This is a genomic window from Mycobacterium sp. 4858 (genome assembly GCF_900240975.1).
GTDB lineage: Bacteria > Actinomycetota > Actinomycetes > Mycobacteriales > Mycobacteriaceae > Mycobacterium.
The window spans coordinates 3,105,879-3,119,575 of the sequence record NZ_LT968776.1; the positions used below are offsets into that span (position 1 = coordinate 3,105,879).

The following is a 13,697-nucleotide window of genomic DNA, read 5'->3' on the forward strand; positions in this document are numbered from 1 at the left end:
CTACCTCTCTGGGTGTTCGGCGTTCTCGAGCTCTACGCCAAAAGTGTTGAAGGCCATGGCCAGCAGGGCATAACAGCCGACCGTGAAGACGAAATCCATGCGCTGCTGGTCATTGAGGCGCGCACCGAGCGCGGCCCAGGTCTCGTCGGACAGCTGCGACTTCTCCTCGAGCTCGTCGACGCCGGCGATCACCACGCTGTCGAACTCGTCGAAGCCGCCGGCGTCCCCGCCGGCAAAACTTCGCACCGCGGCGATCTCGTCGTCGGTCATTCCCTCGGCCTTGGCCATCGAGACGTGATGGGACCACTCGTAGGCGCAGCCGCGGCGATGCGCGACCCGCAGGATGGCCAGTTCGCGAATGCGGGGCGACAGCGTGGACGAGGTCAAGAGGTGGACGTTGAAGCGGAGAAACGCCTTGGCCAGCGCCGGATGGTGGGCGAGGGTGCTGAGCGCGTTGTTGGTGTCCGCGTCGCGCATCGCCGAGAGTGCCTTGCGGGCCGTGTCGTTCCACTGGTCAGCCGGCAGCGGCGCCAACCGCATCCGCGTGCTCCTCTCGCCATCCTCCCTTCCACCTCTCGGTGAAGGAGAATCAGATTCTCATTTCCAACTAATAGGTTTGCACGAATCGAGCGGCCGGTCAATGGCAGCCGGCGTCGACCCGACCGGGCCCGACCCGGTGAGCGGCCCCGACGGGTCGATGTGCCCGCCTGCCTGCTGGAACGCCGGTGGCGGTGACACCCGGTGGGTCAACTTGGGCAGTCACCTTTGGCGCTTGCTCGCGGGGAGGCGGCCGCTACGCGGCCCCGTTCCGCGCCCGGTCGGCCCGCGCGCGCGGGCCGCGCGCCCGATGGATGTTGATTCTCGCCTGGCGAGAAGATAGTTTTCATTTTAGTGATCTTGGCACGGGACAGCGATTCGCCGAGGCTGCGTGGGAGCGGAATCGAATAGACGGACCCGATGGAAGGGCAACGGCCATGAACAAAGAAGACATGATCCTGATCAGCGTCGACGACCACACCGTCGAGCCGCCGGACATGTTCAAGAACCACCTGCCGAAGAAGTACCAAGACGACGCGCCTCGGCTGGTGCACAACGCCGACGGCTCGGACATGTGGAAGTTCCGCGACACGGTCATCCCGAACGTGGCATTGAACGCGGTCGCCGGACGGCCGAAGGAGGAGTACGGCATCGAGCCGACAGGGCTCGACGAGATCCGCCCCGGTTGTTACAACGTCGACGAGCGCGTCAAGGACATGAACGCCGGCGGCATCCTGGCCTCGATCTGCTTCCCCTCGTTTCCCGGCTTCGCCGGTCGGCTGTTCGCCACCGAGGATCACGATTTCTCCATAGCGCTGGTGCAGGCTTACAACGACTGGCACATCGACGAGTGGTGCGGCGCCTACCCGGCGCGATTCATCCCGATGGCGATCCCGGTGATCTGGGACGCCGAGGCGTGCGCCGCCGAGGTGCGCCGGGTGTCGAAGAAGGGCGTGCACGCGCTGACCTTCACCGAAAACCCCGCCGCGATGGGCTATCCCAGCTTCCACGACGAGTACTGGAACCCGCTGTGGAAAGCCTTGGTGGAGACCGGCACCGTGATGAACGTGCACATCGGTTCCTCGGGCCGGCTGGCCATCACCGCGCCCGACGCGCCGATGGACGTGATGATCACGCTGCAGCCGATGAACATCGTGCAGGCCGCCGCCGACCTGTTGTGGTCGCGGCCGATCAAGGAATACCCGGACCTGAGGATCGCGCTCTCCGAGGGTGGAACCGGCTGGATTCCCTACTTCCTGGAGCGTGCCGACCGGACCTACGAGATGCATTCCGCCTGGACGCACCAGGACTTCAGGGGCAAGCTGCCCAGCGAAGTTTTCCGCGACCACTTCCTGACCTGCTTCATCAGCGACAAGGTCGGTGTGGCGCTGCGCAACATGATCGGCATCGACAACATCTGCTGGGAAGCCGACTACCCGCACAGCGACTCGATGTGGCCGGGCGCACCGGAAGAGCTGTGGGATGTGTTGTCGATCAACAACGTTCCGGACGACGAAATCAACAAGATGACCCACGAGAACGCGATGCGGTGGTATTCGTTCGACCCGTTCACGCACATCTCGCGCGAACAGGCGACCGTCGGTGCGCTGCGTAAGGCCGCCGAGGGGCACGACGTGTCCATCAAGGCGCAGGGCCACGACAAGGACACCCGAGGCGGCTCGTCCTTCGCCGACTTCGCGGCGAACGCGAAAGCCCTCACCGGCAACAAGGACTGAGGCCCGACCGGACCGGGCCCGGGTGAGCTGCGTCGAAATTGCGCTCAAGGTCGCCTTTTTCGGCACTTGACGACCACCACGGCAATCTCGCCGCCAGCAATGAACAGGAGATCCAGCAGTGCCCGGCGCCGGAATGAACTTCGAGCTGACTGACGACCAGGAACTGATCCGCCGGTCGGTCGCCGAGCTGGCGCGCAAGTTCGACGATCAGTACTGGATGGAAAAAGACCAGGCGCACGAATTTCCCTCCGAGTTCTACAACGCGATCGCCGGCGGCGGCTGGCTGGGCATGACCATCCCCACCGAGTACGGCGGACACGGCCTCGGGATCACCGAGGCCACGATCCTGCTCGAGGAGGTCGCCAAGTCCGGCGGCGCCATGAATGCCGCCAGCTCGATTCACCTGTCCATCTTCGGCATGCAGCCGGTGGTGGTGCACGGCTCCGACGAACTCAAGGCACGCACGCTGCCCAAGGTCGCAACCGGGGAAGTGCATGTCTGCTTCGGGGTGACCGAACCCGGCGCGGGGCTGGACACCTCGCGCATCACCACCTTCGCCAAACGCGACGGCGATCGCTACATCGTCAACGGCCGCAAGGTGTGGATCTCCAAAGCCATGGAGTCCGACAAGATCCTGCTGCTCACCCGCACGCAGAGCTACGAGGAAGTCACCAAGAAGACCGACGGGATGACCCTGTTCATCACCGATCTGGACCGCAGCCGCGTCGACATCCGGCCGATCCGCAAGATGGGCCGCAACGCCGTCAGCTCCAACGAGTTGTTCATCGACAACCTCGAGGTGCCGGTCGACGACCGAATCGGCGAGGAGGGCAAGGGCTTCCAGTACATCCTGGACGGCCTGAACCCGGAACGGATGCTGATCGCCGCCGAGGCGCTCGGCATCGGCCGGGTGGCGCTGGACAGGGCGGTGAAGTACGGCAACGAGCGTGAGGTCTTCGGCCGGCCGATCGGAATGAATCAGGGCCTGCAATTCCCGCTCGCGGACTCCCTGGCACGCCTCGATGCCGCCGAGCTGATGCTGCGCAAGGCGACCTGGTTGTACGACAACGGGAAACCGTGTGGGCGCGAGGCGAACACCGCGAAATACCTGTGCGCCGATGCGGGTTTCACCGCCGCCGACCGGGCGTTGCAAACCCATGGCGGCATGGGGTATGCGGAGGAATACCACATCACGCGCTACTTCCGCGAGGCCCGGCTGATGAAGATCGCGCCGGTGAGCCAGGAGATGATCCTGAATTTCCTGGGATCCAACGTCTTGAAATTGCCGAGGAGCTACTGAGAGTCGGCTTCGGACTCGCCGAGCGTGTACCCACTGCGACATTTTCGAGATCTTCTCGCCGTAGTAGACGTTCGGCGATCCGCGCGCAGGCCGTCGAGGCCGGCAACGTTTACTGGGTGTCGAAGTAGAGGGATCGGAGGAGAGGCATGCGGGAAACAGTCATCGTCGAAGCCGTGCGCACCGCGGTGGGGAAGCGCAACGGCGGCCTCTCCGGCATGCACGCCGCCGACCTGTCGGCCGTCGTCCTCAACGAGCTGCTCGAGCGCGCCGGCGTCGGCCCGGAGATCGTCGACGATGTGATCTGGGGATGCGTGTCCCAGGTCGGTGACCAGTCCAGCAACATCGGGCGTTACGCCGTTCTGGCCGCCGGCTGGCCGGAGACCATCCCCGGCACCACCGTCAACCGCGCGTGCGGGTCGAGCCAGCAGGCCCTCGACTTCGCCGTGCAGGCGGTGATGTCCGGCCAGCAGGATGTCGTCGTGGCCGGCGGTGTCGAGGTCATGAGCCGCGTCCCGCTCGGTTCGGCCAGGGCGACCGGCATGCCGTACGGCCCGAAGGTCCTCGCCCGCTATGACGGCTTCTCCTTCAACCAGGGGCTGTCGGCGGAGATGATCGCCAAGAAGTGGGGGTTCTCCCGCACAAGGCTCGATGAATATTCCGCCCGGTCGCACGAACGGGCCGCGGTGGCTCAGGACTCCGGCGCGTTCACCGACCAGATCGTGCCGGTGTTCACCGATGACGGAACGGTCGTCGCCGCGGACGAGGGGGTGCGGCGGGGGACCACGGTGGAGAAACTCAGCGGACTGAAGCCGGCGTTCACCGAGGACGGCGTGATCCACGCGGGCAATTCGTCGCAGATCTCCGACGGTGCAGCGGCCCTGCTGGTGATGACGGCCGAGATGGCCGTCGAGCTGGATTTGACCCCGGTGGTGCGCTACCTGGCCGGCGCCGTGACCGGCGCGGACCCGGTGCTGATGCTCACCGGTCCCATCCCGGCGACCGAGAAGGTGCTCAGGAAGGCCGGCGTGCCGCTGTCGGAGGTCGGCGCGTTCGAGGTGAACGAGGCTTTCGCGCCGGTGCCCCTGGCGTGGCTCGCCGAAACCGGGGCGGACCCCGAGCGGGTCAACCCGCTCGGCGGCGCCATCGCGCTGGGCCACCCGCTGGGCGGGTCCGGGGCGGTGCTGATGACGCGCATGGTGCACCACATGCGCGACAACGGGATTCGCTACGGGCTGCAGACCATGTGCGAGGGCGGCGGCACCGCTAACGCCACGCTCGTCGAGCTGGTGCGATAGCGCCGGCGTCCACACGCCGAAATCGACCCCTCGGGTGAGCCTTGTCACAGCGGGCAAACTAACCTACTGTGTGTTCACTAGGTTGGTTCGGTCCGCCGATCGGTCGAAGGAGTCCGGTGCCCGACGCACGGCGATACGACGCGCTGCTCGCCAAAGGCGAGGACCGCAAGCAGCGCATCCTCGCGGTCGCGCAACGGCTGCTGACGCGCAACGGCTGGCGCAGCACCACCCTCGCCCAGATCGCCGGCGAGGCGGGGGTCACCCCCGCGGGGCTGCTGCATCACTTCGAATCCAAAGAGCAATTGCTGCACGCGGTCCTCGACGCGCGCGACCTCGACGACGACCTCCACGCCGACCGGACCGGCGATCTCTTCGCCCAGATCGCCCAGGTCGCCGATCGGTTCAACCGGGCGCCCGAGCTGGTCGGGACGTTCACAGTGTTGCTGGTCGAGAACATCCTTCCCGACGCTCCGCTGCACGACCGGATGCTGGCCCGGCATCGCGCCGCGACCGACATCATCGCCGACCTCATCCGCAGCGGGCAGGCCGATGGCCGGTACCGCGCGGACATCGACCCCGCCGTCAAGGCAGTGGAAATTCTCGCCTTCGTCCACGGAATGGAAACCACATGGTTGCTCGATCCATCGATACCGCTAACCGAGGTGTTCAAGCAGTACGCCGAGACGCTGGCGCGGGACTTCGCCCCGTAGAAGAGCCGCGTGAGGACATGAGATACCGACTCGACGTGGTCGCCGCGACCGTCGACGACGCGGTGCGGTTCGCCGGCGGCTGGCTCTTCGACCGGGCGATGGCGGGTTGGGACGTCAGCGTGTTGGTCGCCGACCATCCCGACGATCGGCCGTTGCAGATTCTCGGTTCCCGGGTGGTCGACCTCGAAGAGGCCCTGGCGTCGGTGCATTCGCGTCCTCGGCCGCAGGCCCTGGCGGCCGCGGCCGATCTGTTCGGGTGCGACGCGCGGGTGCGGCAAGGGGTGTTGCAAGCCCTCGATCACGGGGTTACCGAGGTCACGCTGTGGGGGGAGGGCTGGCCGGCCGAGCTCGACGACAGCGTCGGCCTGGTGCAGCACCGGCTCAGCATGGCCGCTCACATGTTCAAGGCCCAGGCCATGGCGGCCGCCGCTCTGCCTCTCGCCGGGCTCGGTCACGTCGAGACCTTCCGCAGCGGGTTGCTGGCGTGGCCCTCGGTGGCCGCGGACCTGGTTCCCGCCAGCTGAGCCGCGTATCGGCGCAGTGCCCCGTCGTTGACGGCCGGCATGCCCTATGGAAATGTGATACTCATCTGCGAGAGGTGCGTTCTCACTAGCTGAGATTCAAGGAGCGGAAGATGGCGAACGAATTCTCCGAGTTGGACTTCTTCCGCGGCAGCGAGCTGATCGAGGACCCATACCCCTACTACGAGGCGCTGCGCCAACGGTGCCCCGTCACGCGGGAGAGCCATCACGACGTCACCATGATCACCGGTTGGGACGAGGCGTGCGCCGTGCTCAACGACGCCGAGACGTGGTCGTCGTGCATTTCGGTCACCGGTCCGTTCCCCGGCTTCCCGGTAGCGCTAGAAGGCGACGACATCACCGAGCTGATCGACAAACACCGCGACGAGCTGCCGTTCAGCGACCAGCTGCCCACGCTCGATCCGCCGACCCACACCAACCATCGCTCTCTGCTGATGCGGCTGATCACCCCGAAGCGCCTCAAGGAGAACGAGGACGCCATGTGGGTCCTCGCCGACCAGGTGCTCGACACGTTCCTCGCGCCCGGCCGCGGCGACTTCATCAAGGGCTTTGCCGGCCCGTTCACGCTGCTGGTCATCGCCGACCTGCTCGGCGTGCCCGAGGAGGATCGCGACAAGTTCGTCCAGGGTATCCGCGACCACTCGGGTGGCGGCGTAGGCGGCACCAAGGGCTCACTGGCGCACAGCCCGCTGGAATTTCTCTACGATCTCTTCTCCGACTACGTCTCCGACCGCCGGCGAGAGCCGCGCGACGACGTGCTGACCGGCCTGGCCACCGCCACCTACCCGGACGGCTCGACCCCCGACGTCGAAGACGTGGCCCGGGTGGCCAGCAACGTCTTTTCGGCGGGCCAGGAGACCACCGTGCGGCTGCTGGGTGCGGCCCTGCAGACGCTCGGCGAGCGGCCGGACATCCAGGCGCAATTGCGCAAGGACCGCAGCCTGATCCCCAACTTCATCGAGGAGTCACTGCGCCACGAGAGCCCCGTCAAAGGTGACTTCCGGCTGAACCGGGTGCCGGTCAATGTCGGCGGCGTCGACCTGCCGGCGGGAACCACCGTGATGGTGGTGCAAGCGGCCGCCAACCGTGATCCCCGTCGGTTCGAAGACCCAGCGACCTTCGACCCGGCCCGCAAGAACGCCCGGCAGCACATCTCGTTCGGGCGTGGTATCCACAGCTGCCCGGGCGCCCCGCTCGCGCGCGCCGAAACGCGGGTGGCGATCGAGCGGCTGCTCGACCGGACGGCGGATATCAGGATCGACGAGAACGTGCACGGCCCGGCGAACGACCGTCGCTACCAATACGTCCCGACCTACATCCTGCGCGGCCTGACGGAGCTGCACCTGGAGTTCCCGCCGGCATGAAAGTCGCCGTCGATGATCAGCGCTGCCGCGGCCACGGCGTCTGCACGACGCTGTGTCCGGAGGTCTTCAGCCTCACCGACGACGGATACGCGGAGGCGATACCATCCGATGTCCCAACGGAATTCGAGGCCGCCACGCAAGAAGCCATCGAGTGTTGCCCCGAGCAGGCCATCAGCAAAATCGAATCCAGCTAAGGAGATTCAGTGGCCAAGGGATATGTCATCTTGACGGAGGCCATCAAGGATCCGGAGGGCATGAAAGCCTATGCCCGGGCCGCCGGTTCGGCGATGGCCGGCGCCACCATTCTGGCCGTGGACACCGCTCCCACGGTGATCGAGGGCAGCTGGCACGGCGACCAGACCGTCGTGCTGGAATTCGAATCCGTGGACGCGGCCCGCGCGTGGTACGAGTCCGAGGGCTATCAGAAAGCGGCGAAACTGCGGCAGGCCGCGGCCGACTGCAACGCCGTCATCGTCGCCGGGTTCTGACCGCCGTTACTCGCCCACGATGGAGATGGCCTGCCGGGGGCACTGGCGAACGGCCTCGCGCACGTCCGCCTCGTTCTCCGGGGTGACTTCTTCCTGCAGCACGGTCAGCATGTCGTCGTCGCCGAGGAGAAAGATCTCCGGGTTGATGCCCATGCAGACACCGTTGCTCTCGCAAAGCCCCCAATCGACTTCGATTTTCTTCGTCACGGCAACCCCCTTTACTGAAGCACCTTGACGGGCACGTTCTTCCAGCCCGCGACGTTCTGCATGGTTACCCGTTTGCAGCCCGCCCAGTCCACCTCGTAGCGCGGCATGAAGTCGAGGAGCCGCTCCAGCGCGATCCTGCTTTCCAGGCGTGCCAGCGCGGCGCCGAGGCAGCTGTGAATCCCATACCCGAGCCCGAGGTGCTGGGCCTCGGTCTGGTCACGCTCGATGTCGAAGGTCTCGGCGTCGGTGAAGGCCTCCGGGTCGCGGTTCGCCGCGGCGCCGCAAAGGAACACCGGCTTGCCGGCGGGAATCACGCCACCACTGACGTGCGCCTCTTTGAGCGTGTAGCGGACGTTGTACTGCACCGGCCCCTCGTAGCGCAGGAGCTCTTCGACCGCCCCGGGTATTTTGTCGCGGTCGTCCTGCAGCATCTGCCACTGGTCGGGGTGCCGGGCGAAGATCACCGCCGCGTTGCCCATCAGTTTCGTGACGGTCTCGGCGCCCGCGCCGCCCAAAAGCGTCGCAAAACCGGTGATTTCGATGTCATCGAGCTTGCGCAGCTGGCCGTCCTCGCCCGGGATCTCCGCCGCGATCAACCGGCTGATCATGTCGTCCTGTGGCTCCTGGCGCCGCTCCTGCACCAGGCCGAAGTAGTACATCGCCGCATCGATGTTGGCCTGCATGCCGGCTTCGTTGATCTCGATCTGGCCCGGTTCGCGAGACAGGCTGGTGTCGATCCAGTGCCGCACCTGCTGGCGGTATTCCTCCGGCACCCCCGCCATCCGGGTGATCACTTCCACCGGGAACGGCCCGGAGAAGTCCTGCACGACATCGAAGTTCTCGGGGTCGGCGGCGCCCAGGTACTTGTCGATCACCTCGATGATCGTCTCGCGCTGCGATTGAATGGCCCGGGGGGTGAACGCCTTGTTGAGCAGGCTGCGCATGTGGCGGTGTTCCGGCGGGTCCATGAAGATGATCGACTTCTGCTCGGGGGCTACACCCCGGCGCACCATCGCCAGGTCGCAACCGCGCGCCGAGGAATACGTCTCGAAGTCCTTGAATGCCGCCGCGACGTCCTCGTGACGGGTCAGCGCGTAGAAATCCTCTTTTTCGTCGTAGTACAGCGGCGCTTCCTCGCGCATCCGTCGATAAATGTCGAACGGGTTGTTGAAGTAGTCCTCGGAGTACGGATCGAAGACGAGCTTCGGTTTTGTCACTGAATCCTCCTCAGCGGCGAGGGCGGGCTGCAACCGTTACAGCCGAGTCGTTGACTGTAACGGTAACGGTAATACTTTCGTGACGAACCGGAAAGACCGAAACGCCAAGTTCTCAAGCCCTCTTCGCGACGTCGATGGACTCGAAGACGTCGTCGAGCGCGCCCAGGTCAGCGCCGAGTTCCGCGCTGGTGCTGCGCACGACGGCCATGTCCTTGTGCACGAATTCTCCGGCGGCCTCGATGAACGACGCGACCGAACCCGCCGCCGCCACCAACTCCAGGACGCGGCTGGTCGAGCTGCCGTGCGTCAGCGCGGTCAGCAGCGTCGGCTCCGGCACCCCGAGCCGTTCACCCCATCGCACGGCCTGTGCCAGCAGCCCGATGTGCCCCGCGAACAAGGCGTTGTTCACCAATTTCACGACTTGTCCACACCCGCGGGCGCCGACGTGCAACACCGGGTCGCCGTAGCACTGCAGCACCGGCCACACACGCGCCACCGCGTCGTCGGCGCCGCCCACGAACAGCGTGAGCCGGCCGGTCGCGGCGTCGTGCGGGCCACCGCTGACCGCGGCGTCGATGACGTCGACCCCATCGGCGCGCGCGGCGAGGTCGTCGATGGTCGTCGGGCTGGCGGTGGTGTGCACCACCAGCGCCGAACCGGGCGGCATGGCGGACAGCAATCCGCCGCCCAGACACACCTCCCGCACCTGTTGGTCGGAGAACACGCAGAGCACCACGACGTCGGCCCGCGCACCCGCCTCGGCGGCGTCGTGGACCGCACGGGCGCCGAGCCGCTCGAGATCGCCCCGCTTTTCCGGCGTTCGGCCCAGCGCCCTGACGTCATGGCCGGCCTCGACCAGACGGGCCACCATGGGCCGGCCCATCCGCCCGGCACCAATGAACCCGACCCTCACGGGGACCTCATCGGGAATTGCCCATCATGGCCAGCGCGGCGTCGGCCGCCTCCAGCACGGCGCCCCCGCTCGCCCCGGCCCGTTCGGCCAGGTCGACCACCAGGCGAACATCTTTTTGCAGCAGCGTCCCGGCCACACCGGCGAGCCGGTCCAACCCGCCGATCCCGCCAAGGGCGTTGAGGGCGAAGCTGTTCCCGCTGCTGCGAGAGACAACTTCGGTGAGGCGGTCCGGGTCGACGCCGAGGGCGCCGGCCAGCGACAGCGCGGTGGCCGCCGTGGCCAGGTGGGCGGTGAACAGCAGGTTGTTGAGCAACTTGGTGGTTTGACCGGAACCCAGCTCCCCGAGGTGGACGACAGGATCGGCGTAGGTGGCGAAGACCGGGCGGCACCGCTCGACGACGTCGGCGTCACCACCGACCATCACCAGCAGCCGCCCTTCGGATGCCGCAGGTCCGCCCCCGCTCACCGGCGCGTCGATAACCGAGATGCCGTTGGCCGCGGCCTTGTTCGCCAGTTCCCGGCAGGTGGTGGGATGCACGGTGCTGTGCACCGCGATCACACCGCCCGGCTTCATGGCCGCCAACAGCCCGCGCTCACCGGCCGCGATCTCGTCGATGTCGGTGTCGCCCACGACGCAAAGGCAGACCAGATCGCTGGCCGCCGCGAGCTCGGCCGGTGACTCGGCGATCTTCACCGCCGTGTCGGCGAACGGCTCGAGGGTCGCGGGCCTGCGCGCCCACAGCGTCGTCTCGTAGCCGCGCTCGACGATCCGGCGGGCCATGGGCCCGCCCTGACTGCCCAGACCGATGAATCCGACCCTCATCCGGCCTCCAGGTCATCTTCTGCGCCAACGGAATTCGCGCGGGCGGCCACGCAGTCGTCGGCGAACGCGAAAACTTCTGCGTGGTAGGCCGCCGCGGTGTGACCCAGGCTCATGTTGTGCCCCGCGTCGGGCTGACGGTGCACGCGGAACCGCGGCGCGCCGGAGAACAGGCCCTCGATCTCCGACACTGCGGAAGGGACGTTCTGCCAGACCTTTTCGTGTTCGGCGATGCTGAATTGCACCGGGACACGCACGGCCGGGGCGAGCGCCGAGAAGTCCTGACGGGCCCAGTTCGACACCATCTGGTCCTCGTAGGACGGCGCCGTCGGAGAGACCGTAACACCGCTGAGGACCTCGGGCGGATACAGGTGTTCCGGGTGCCAGAGCAGCTCTCGCAGGCCGGCCGGGCGGCGTTCGCGCGTCGCGGTTTTCAGGATCTCTCGGGCCGCCGGGTGGTAGCGCCGGCCCGTACCGGCCAGTTCGATGCCCAGCAGATCGGCGCCGCGTTCGTCGGCGCCCATCCGCATCACCAATTCACATCCCCCGGAATGGCCCATCAGGAACAGACCCGCGCCGCGTGGCCGGTCGCCGAGGATGCGATCCACCGCGCCGTAGGCGAGGTTGACCCGCTGCTCGGGCAACGTCATCGCCTCCGGGTAGGGGGCTGAGCTGCCGTAGCCCGGCCGGTCGAGGGCCACCACGGTGAATCCGGCCGCCGCGCCGCTCCGCAGCAGCGACAACGACGGATGGCCCGGGCAATCGAAATAGACCGCGGTGGTACCTCCGCCGTGGATCGCGACGATCACGGCCTTGGGTTCGGCGGATTCGGCGATCAGCGCCGACATCGGCACGCCGTCGACGATCACCAGCCGGGGCCGGGGCGCCGGGCCGCTCATGTGTCCACCCGCAGCAACAAAACGCCGCTGGGGGTGAGACCGCCGCTGCTGACGACGCCGACGCGGGCGTCGGCGACCTGGCGATCGCCGGCCTCGCCGCGCAGCTGGGTGATGGCCTCGTGGACCAGGCCCATGCCGTGGGTGCGGCCGTGCGAGAGCTGGCCGCCGTGGGTGTTGAGCGGAAGCTGGCCGTTGCGGGCGATGTTCTTGCCGCCGTCGAGGAACTCTTTGGCCTCGCCGATGCCGCAGAAGCCCAGCGCCTCGATCCACGACAGGCAGTTCATCGTGAAACCGTCGTAGAGTTCGGCGACGTCAACATCGTTGGGGCGCAACGTGGTACGTGTCCACACGTGTGCGGCCTGACCCAGCACCTGCGGCTCGTGGGTGAGGGTGCTTTGGTCCCAGTCGATTCGTTCGATGATCTGGGTGCCCACCGCCTCGACCAGGACGGGCGGCTTGGCGAGGTCGCGCGCGGCGTCGACGGCGGAGACGATGACGGCGATCGCGCCGTCGCAGGGTACGTCGCAGTCGTAGAGGCCGAACGGCGTGGTGACCGGCCGCGCGTTCAGGTAGTCGTCCATCGTCATCGGGGTTCGATAGATCGCGGTGGGGTTGAGCTCGGCATTGGCACGTTGGTTCAACGCGATCCAGCCCAACGTCTCCTTGGTGGTGCCGTAGCGGTGAAAGTGCCGTTGCGCGTTCATCGCCAAGGTGTGCGCCGCGGATGTGGCCCCAAATGGCATCTGCCAGCCCGACATCCGGCCCATCGACGGGCTGATCTTGCCCTGTTTCATCAGCTCGCTGTTGGTGGCTTCCCAGAGCGTGCGAAAGCAGAGCACGTGGCGGGCCAGGCCGCAGGCGACCGCCTGCATGGCGGCGATCAGCGATCCGCCGGGTCCGAAGGTCTCCATGGCGCCGTTGTGCCACGTCGGCCGGATGCCGAGCGCCCCTTCCAGCGCGGTCACGCCGCCTTCCCCGAAGCCGCCGACGTTGATGGCACCGGGATAGGTGGACAGGCCGTCGATGTCGGCGAACGTCAGCCCCGCGTCGGCGATGGCCGCCTCGCACGCCTGCACGGTCAGGGCCAACGGCGGCTGCATCAGCCGGCGCCCGATGGGTGACATGCCGATTCCGGTCAGGGCGACCTTGTCCTCGAACTTCTCGGTGGTCAGCATCGGGCGCACGTGGTCGCCGAACCGCTCCGGCGCTATCTCGTCGGTCGGCAAGGGGCCGGCTTCGGCATCCGGCACCGGCCGGAACAGCGGAAACCACACGCCCTCGACGTGCTCGAAGACGACCTCGACCTGGTCGCCCAGTTCGAGCCGATCGGGCTCGCAGTCGATGATGTTGGTGGTCAACCGAATTCGCGGATCTTCGGCGATCGCCACCTGAGCGATGACGTAGGGCGCCGGCATTCCAGGCAGGCTGAAGCGGTGGTTCACGGTGAAGCCGGCGAGCGTCGCCTTCCCGGAGACGGGCCGCACGCCCATGTCGCGCGATCGGCAGTACCGGCACACCGGAGCCGGCGGATGGATCAGTGATTCGCAGCTATTGCATTGCTGGAGCCGCAGCGAGCGGTCGGCGCCCGAGGTCCAGAAGAATTCGTTGTCCTGAGTGATCAGGGGCAACGGTCGTCCCGGCGCTGCTGACACGTCACCTCCCGAGCCGA

15 protein-coding genes are annotated in these 13,697 nt (G+C 67.0%); 8 read left to right on the forward strand and 7 right to left on the reverse strand.

Annotated elements, in window-relative coordinates; translation table 11 throughout:
* A complete protein-coding gene (locus tag C1737_RS23290) occupies positions 1-540 on the reverse strand; it encodes a carboxymuconolactone decarboxylase family protein (protein ID WP_102419573.1) in 540 nt (179 codons plus the stop codon).
* 434 nt (positions 541-974) lie between these two features.
* On the opposite strand from C1737_RS23290, the gene C1737_RS23295 reads away from it, so the two are divergent.
* The 8 genes from C1737_RS23295 (at position 975) to C1737_RS23330 (ending at position 7,972) form a co-directional block, all read left to right on the forward strand.
* Positions 975-2,273 carry an amidohydrolase family protein gene (locus C1737_RS23295; RefSeq protein WP_102419574.1) on the forward strand — a complete coding sequence of 433 codons (1,299 nt, stop codon included), beginning with the start codon at positions 975-977 and terminating at the stop codon, positions 2,271-2,273.
* A 133-nt stretch (positions 2,274-2,406) separates the two neighbouring features.
* The gene (locus C1737_RS23300) at positions 2,407-3,573 is read left to right on the forward strand and encodes an acyl-CoA dehydrogenase family protein (RefSeq protein ID WP_068096867.1); all 1,167 of its coding nucleotides are present in this window, start codon (positions 2,407-2,409) and stop codon (positions 3,571-3,573) included.
* Between the two features lie 146 nt (positions 3,574-3,719).
* The gene (locus C1737_RS23305; protein WP_068096864.1) at positions 3,720-4,868 is read left to right on the forward strand and encodes a thiolase family protein; all 1,149 of its coding nucleotides are present in this window, start codon (positions 3,720-3,722) and stop codon (positions 4,866-4,868) included.
* Positions 4,869-4,984: 116 nt separating this feature from the next.
* Positions 4,985-5,578: a TetR/AcrR family transcriptional regulator gene (locus C1737_RS23310; RefSeq protein ID WP_102419575.1), complete on the forward strand. Its 594-nt coding sequence runs from the start codon at positions 4,985-4,987 to the stop codon at positions 5,576-5,578.
* Positions 5,579-5,595: 17 nt separating this feature from the next.
* A complete protein-coding gene (locus C1737_RS23315; protein ID WP_068096858.1) occupies positions 5,596-6,102 on the forward strand; it encodes a hypothetical protein in 507 nt (168 codons plus the stop codon).
* Positions 6,103-6,212: 110 nt separating this feature from the next.
* Positions 6,213-7,484 (forward strand): cytochrome P450, encoded by a 1,272-nt coding sequence (locus tag C1737_RS23320; RefSeq protein WP_102419576.1) that lies wholly within the window; start codon positions 6,213-6,215, stop codon positions 7,482-7,484.
* Positions 7,481-7,678, forward strand: a complete 198-nt coding sequence (locus C1737_RS23325; protein WP_102419577.1) for a ferredoxin — start codon at positions 7,481-7,483, stop codon at positions 7,676-7,678. The genes C1737_RS23320 and C1737_RS23325 overlap by 4 nt, the downstream gene beginning before the upstream one ends.
* Positions 7,679-7,738: 60 nt before the next feature.
* On the forward strand, positions 7,739-7,972 hold the full coding sequence (locus C1737_RS23330; RefSeq protein WP_233214850.1) for a DUF1330 domain-containing protein: 234 nt from the start codon (positions 7,739-7,741) through the stop codon (positions 7,970-7,972).
* 6 nt (positions 7,973-7,978) lie between these two features.
* On the opposite strand, the gene C1737_RS23335 is transcribed toward C1737_RS23330, so the two are convergent.
* The 6 genes from C1737_RS23335 to C1737_RS23360 form a co-directional block, all read right to left on the reverse strand.
* Entirely contained in the window at positions 7,979-8,179 is a 201-nt protein-coding gene (locus C1737_RS23335; protein ID WP_066957765.1) for a ferredoxin, read from the reverse strand.
* An 11-nt stretch (positions 8,180-8,190) separates the two neighbouring features.
* Complete coding sequence (locus C1737_RS23340) at positions 8,191-9,396, reverse strand: cytochrome P450 (protein ID WP_068096846.1); 1,206 nt, start codon at positions 9,394-9,396, stop codon at positions 8,191-8,193.
* Positions 9,397-9,508: 112 nt separating this feature from the next.
* Positions 9,509-10,309 (reverse strand): NAD(P)-dependent oxidoreductase, encoded by an 801-nt coding sequence (locus tag C1737_RS23345; protein ID WP_102419579.1) that lies wholly within the window; start codon positions 10,307-10,309, stop codon positions 9,509-9,511.
* Positions 10,310-10,316: 7 nt separating this feature from the next.
* A complete protein-coding gene (locus tag C1737_RS23350; protein WP_102419580.1) occupies positions 10,317-11,132 on the reverse strand; it encodes an NAD(P)-dependent oxidoreductase in 816 nt (271 codons plus the stop codon).
* Positions 11,129-12,028, reverse strand: a complete 900-nt coding sequence (locus tag C1737_RS23355) for an alpha/beta hydrolase (protein WP_102419581.1) — start codon at positions 12,026-12,028, stop codon at positions 11,129-11,131. Before C1737_RS23355 ends, C1737_RS23350 begins: the two co-directional genes overlap by 4 nt.
* Complete coding sequence (locus tag C1737_RS23360; protein WP_102419582.1) at positions 12,025-13,680, reverse strand: OB-fold domain-containing protein; 1,656 nt, start codon at positions 13,678-13,680, stop codon at positions 12,025-12,027. The genes C1737_RS23355 and C1737_RS23360 overlap by 4 nt, the downstream gene beginning before the upstream one ends.
* Positions 13,681-13,697: the final 17 nt, after the last annotated feature.